The organism is Agrobacterium bohemicum (assembly GCF_002896715.1).
Taxonomy (GTDB): Bacteria; Pseudomonadota; Alphaproteobacteria; order Rhizobiales; family Rhizobiaceae; genus Agrobacterium; species Agrobacterium bohemicum.
The window spans coordinates 1-5,601 of record NZ_PGEL01000006.1 but is presented as its reverse complement, the minus strand read 5'-3'; the positions used below and the strand labels follow the sequence as shown (position 1 = coordinate 5,601).

Below are 5,601 nucleotides of genomic sequence, written 5' to 3'. Positions count from 1 at the left end.
AAATGGTTATGGGCACTGAGAACAGATCAAGCCACGGGCAGGCGCTGCCGCGTGAACGGCGAAGCGTGCGTGTGTGGTGGCCGGGGTTTTTGACAGGATTGGATTGGGTGGTGGAGTGTATTTTTTCGTTTGCGGGTGTGGCTCACCCCCCTCTGCCCTGCCGGGCATCTCCCCCACAGGTGGGNAGATCGGCAAGACGCAAACACTTTGCCTTACATGCGACGTTCAAAATGGCCGAGGGCTATCCACATTCGATCTCCCCACCTGTGGGGGAGATGCCGGCAGGCAGAGGGGGNCGAACTTGCTCCGGCCGTCGCGATGTGTCGCCGCCACCTTCGACACCCCAAAAAATCCACTCATCCCCATTCCCAACCTCTTTAAACCAGCAAAATTTCGTACCATATCAACCTCACGGAGCGGAATGCCCGGCCTTTGGCCGAGCCTTATGCTTCAGGCGATAAAAACCTTATCGCAACGGGACTTGCCGCTTCAGGGAGTCTCAACCCTAACATTCCGTGCTGTGCCGAAGACGGGCAGGGCGGTACAAGGAGTTACGACATGAACATTGAGAAATATTCCGAACGGGTCCGTGGGTTTCTGCAATCTGCGCAGACCTATGCGCTTGCCGAAAATCACCAGCAATTCGCCGCCGAGCATGTGCTGAAAGTGCTGCTGGACGATGATCAGGGCATGGCCGCATCGCTCATCGAGCGCGCTGGCGGAAACGCCAAGGAAGCCCGCATCGCCAATGATGCAGCGCTGGGTAAGCTGCCGAAAGTCTCCGGCGGCAATGGCGGTCTCTCGCTGACGGCACCGCTGGCCAAGGTCTTTTCGACTGCCGAAGATGTCGCCAAAAAGGCTGGTGACAGCTTCGTCACCGTCGAACGCCTGCTGCAGNCGCTTGCCATTGAAACATCGGCCACGACATCCGCCTCCCTGAAAAAGGCTGGCGTCACCGCGCAGGCCCTCAATCAGGTCATCAACGATATCCGAAAGGGCCGCACCGCGGATGGTGCCAACGCCGAGCAGGGTTTCGATGCGCTGAAGAAATTCGCCCGTGATCTGACCGCAGATGCACGCGACGGCAAGCTCGACCCCGTGATTGGTCGCGATGACGAAATCCGTCGCACCATGCAGGTTCTGTCGCGGCGCACCAAGAACAATCCCGTGCTGATCGGTGAACCCGGTGTCGGTAAAACGGCGATTGCCGAAGGTCTGGCGATCCGCATCATCAATGGCGACGTGCCGGAAAGCCTGAAAGACAAGAAGCTGATGGCGCTCGATATGGGTGCGCTGATTGCCGGTGCGAAATATCGCGGTGAGTTCGAGGAGCGTCTGAAGGCGGTGCTGAACGAAGTTCAGGCCGAAGCTGGCGGCATCATTCTGTTCATCGATGAAATGCACACGCTTGTCGGCGCGGGCAAGGCGGATGGCGCGATGGATGCGTCCAATCTGCTGAAACCGGCTCTGGCCCGTGGCGAGTTGCATTGCGTTGGCGCAACCACGCTCGATGAATATCGCAAGCATGTGGAAAAGGACCCGGCGCTTGCCCGTCGTTTCCAGCCGGTGCTGGTGGATGAGCCGACCGTGGAAGACACGATCTCCATTTNGCGCGGTCTGAAGGAAAAATACGAACAGCATCACAAGGTCCGCATCTCGGATTCGGCTCTCGTGGCGGCTGCAACGCTTTCCAACCGCTATATCACCGACCGCTTCCTGCCGGACAAGGCCATCGACCTGATGGACGAAGCCGCATCGCGGCTGCGTATGCAGGTGGATTCGAAGCCGGAAGAGCTGGATGAACTCGACCGTCGCATCATGCAGCTCAAAATCGAGCGTGAAGCCTTGAAGCAGGAGACCGATGCGTCTTCCGCAGACCGTTTGAAGCGGCTTGAGGATGAGCTGACCGATACGGAAGAAAAAGCTGATGCCCTGACCGCCCGCTGGCAGTCGGAAANGCAGAAGCTTGGCCATGCTGCCGACCTGAAAAAGCAGCTGGAAGATGCACGCAACGAACTGGCCATTGCCCAGCGTGGCGGGCAGTTCCAGCGCGCCGGCGAATTGACCTATGGCATCATTCCCGGTCTCGAAAAGGAACTGGCTGCCGCTGAAGAACGCGATAGCAGCGGTGCCGGTTCGATGGTGCAGGAAGTGGTGACAGCGGACAATATCGCACAGGTCATTTCCCGCTGGACCGGCATTCCCGTCGACCGCATGCTGGAAGGCCAGCGCGAAAAGCTGCTGCGTATGGAAGACGATCTCGCCAAGTCCGTCGTCGGTCAGGGTGAGGCGGTTCAGGCCGTGTCGAAAGCGGTTCGCCGTGCGCGCGCTGGCTTGCAGGACCCCAACCGTCCAATCGGCTCCTTCATCTTTCTCGGCCCAACCGGGGTGGGCAAGACCGAGTTGACCAAGGCGCTGGCCCGCTTCCTGTTCGATGATGAGACGGCAATGGTTCGCCTCGACATGTCGGAATATATGGAGAAACACTCCGTAGCCCGGCTGATCGGCGCGCCCCCAGGCTATGTCGGTTATGAAGAAGGTGGTGCGCTGACGGAAGCCATCCGTCGTAGGCCCTATCAGGTCGTGTTGTTCGACGAGATCGAAAANGCACATCCTGATGTGTTCAATGTTCTGTTGCAGGTGCTTGACGATGGCCGTCTGACGGACGGGCAGGGCCGCACCGTCGATTTCAAGAACACCATCATCATCATGACTTCGAACCTCGGTTCCGAGTTCCTGACGCAGATGGGCGATCATGATCAGGTCGATTCCGTGCGCGAGCTGGTGATGGAGCGCGTCCGGTCGCATTTCCGGCCGGAATTCCTCAACCGTATCGATGACATCATCCTGTTCCATCGCCTGCATCGCAACGAGATGGGAGCGATTGTCGATATCCAGCTGAAGCGCCTCGTGTCGCTTCTCACGGATCGCAAGATCATTCTGGAACTGGACGAGGATGCGCGGATCTGGCTGGCTGACAAGGGTTACGACCCTGCTTACGGCGCCCGCCCGCTGAAGCGTGTCATCCAGAAATCCGTTCAGGACCGTCTCGCCGAGATGATCTTGGGTGGAGAAATCCCGGATGGCTCGCGCGTCAAGGTCACGTCGGGCACGGACCGGCTGCTGTTCAAGATCAAGCCGCTGCGTCCCGACGTCGAAACTGCCGACGCCGCATGATCAAACAAAAAGGGCTCCAGAAATGGAGCCCTTTCCCATAGTCCTCGAATGCGGGTCTACCGGCTTGCGACCTGATCCGGCTTGCCTTCGATGTTCAGCAAAGTGTCGATACGTTTTCTCTCGTCCGAAAAGCGCGCCAGTGCCTCGCCGGAAAGCGACTTTCCACCCGGCAGGCGCACCTTCATGGCATCGACCTTGGTGCCGTTGACGATCAATTCGTAATGCAGATGCGCACCGGTCGAAAGGCCGGTCGATCCGACATAGCCAATCACCTGGCCCTGTGTCACGCGGGCACCTTCGGTCACACCTTTGGCAATCGCATTCTGGTGATTATACGAGGAAACATAACCATTGGCATGGCGGATCAGCGTCTGGTTGCCGTAGCCGGAAGCCCACCCCGCCTTTTCGACCACGCCATTACCCGTCGCAATGATCGGCGTTCCCCGCGGCGCTGCCCAGTCCGTGCCGGTATGCATGCGGCTGAACCGCAGGACCGGGTGGCGGCGCATCCCGAAGCCGGACGTCATGCGACCGTTCGGGACAGGGTTGCGGATCAGGAACTGGCGGATGCTTTNGCCTTGACCATCAAAGTAATCGACGCTGCCATCATCTGGATTCTGGAAACGGTAGAAGCGGGTCTCGGTGTCGCCGAACTTGGCATTCACATACAGCAGTTCGGATTGATCTGTCGCCTTGCCATCAGGCCCTTCGACCGAGAAGAAAGCCTCCAGCGAATCCGACGGCTTCAGCTGTGCCTGAAANTCGACACTGCTCGCCAGAAGCTTCACCAGTTGCGCAACCATCGACTGGTTCATGCCATAGGTCAGCGCGGCCCGGTAAACACCGTCATACACCCGCGGCAAATCGCGGTTGGCCGTCAGTGGCGCGTTGCTGCTGTCGAACGCCGTGGCGATGGCATCCAGTTGTGGCGGTTCGCTGGCCTTGATGAATTTTTTGGTGTCGTTGGTGGCGACGGTCACGACATGTCTGGACTTGCGATAAAGACTGGCGCGCACGACATCGCTCTTCTCGTCGCTTTGCAAAATCCCGATACGCAACACGTCGCCGGCTTGAACGTCAGCCGACCCGTTCTCTGCACTCAAGGCATCCGCCGTTTGCTTGGCCTGCTCCTTGGAGTAGCCTGCGCCAAATAGGGTGGCCTCCATAGTCTGGGCCTGACGCACCGGAATGACGTCATCGGCATATTCCTGAACCTTGACGGTCGAGGTCTGCGGCGTGGAAACGGACATATTCTGTTCAACAACGCGGGCCGAAAGCCCTGCCGTCATATCCACGTCCTCAGTCGCCTCGAAGCGACGCGGATCAATATAGTAAAGAGCAGATAGCTGCTCATTGCCATCGGTCAGCATGGAACCGTTCGAACGGACCGCCTCTTCGACCTCATCGAAGCTCATGGCGGCAGCATAGGCAAACGGACTGTTTTTCGTCGGAAAAGCTACGGTCTTCAGACTGACCTCGGACTCAACTTCCGATCCATAGATCGTGCCGGTCTTGCTCGCGGCGGGGGAGGCATCCTCATTCGTCGCGAAAATGTTCAGCGGGTCGAAAGGAGGGTAATCATCCTGATTGGTATAGTTGGCCGCAAGCGCGATCTTCACATGAGAGAAGGGTACTTTGCGCACCACTTCCTTGTCGCCATCGTGAATGACGGTCGAAACATCCATGACAGAGCGGTCAGAGGGTCTGGCTGCAATATTGGGTGCCAGAAGACGAACGCCGCGACGCACGGTCTCAGACGCATCCTGTTCCATGTCGGCACGCGCAAACGCTTCTGCCGGAATAGCCAGCTGCTGGCGGCCATCCAGAGCAGCGAAAAGAGCGACACCCATAAGGATAGAGGAGGTAATGCCTGTGAGAAACGTTCCGCTCAGCCACCGCAACGAGATTTCCCGTCGATCAGGCGCTCGTCTGCCTTCTGCCAATATAGGTGGCTCGGTCCCCAGCGAACGGATCATGTCTCTGTTCGTCATCATTCCTGTCCGGACCGATCGCTCATATAATCTCCAGAAACCATCACGCCGAAGGTGTGCAACTTTCGGACAAGCGAGTCAAACGCAGGCGGTGATTAACGAGCCATAGTCCCAAACTTCTTGCCTCAAGGATTCGTTGATGTCTGGAGATACGTCGCCCTCGCGGCGAAAACGTGGCGTGCGTCAGGTCTATTTAGAAGAAGCCTGTTCCACAGGTAGGTCAGACGTTGCGAATGCCGCTATAAAGAAGGTTTTAAAAGCCATTTTTGGAGGATTTCCGAAATCGCCTTAATAAAACCAGTTACTTACGACATTTTNGTATTTTCTTTGTTGGGCACTGTTGACTTGTTTCAGGTGTGTCCTCTATAAGTCCGCTCACTGACGAGGGCGGCGGCGCTGCTAGCGACGATGTCCTTCGTTCTGGAGAAAACGG

Annotated in this window: 2 protein-coding genes; one reads left to right on the top strand and one right to left on the bottom strand. The window is 57.8% G+C overall.

Translation table 11 applies throughout. The features are described from left to right. Positions 1 to 558: 558 nt before the first annotated feature. The gene (gene clpB / locus CUC55_RS00035) at positions 559 to 3,177 is read left to right on the top strand and encodes an ATP-dependent chaperone ClpB (protein WP_103086615.1); all 2,619 of its coding nucleotides are present in this window, start codon (positions 559 to 561) and stop codon (positions 3,175 to 3,177) included. 56 nt (positions 3,178 to 3,233) lie between these two features. Here clpB and CUC55_RS00030 read toward each other — a convergent pair whose 3' ends face one another. Next, the gene (locus CUC55_RS00030; protein WP_103086614.1) at positions 3,234 to 5,171 is read right to left on the bottom strand and encodes a M23 family metallopeptidase; all 1,938 of its coding nucleotides are present in this window, start codon (positions 5,169 to 5,171) and stop codon (positions 3,234 to 3,236) included. Positions 5,172 to 5,601 lie beyond the last annotated feature (430 nt).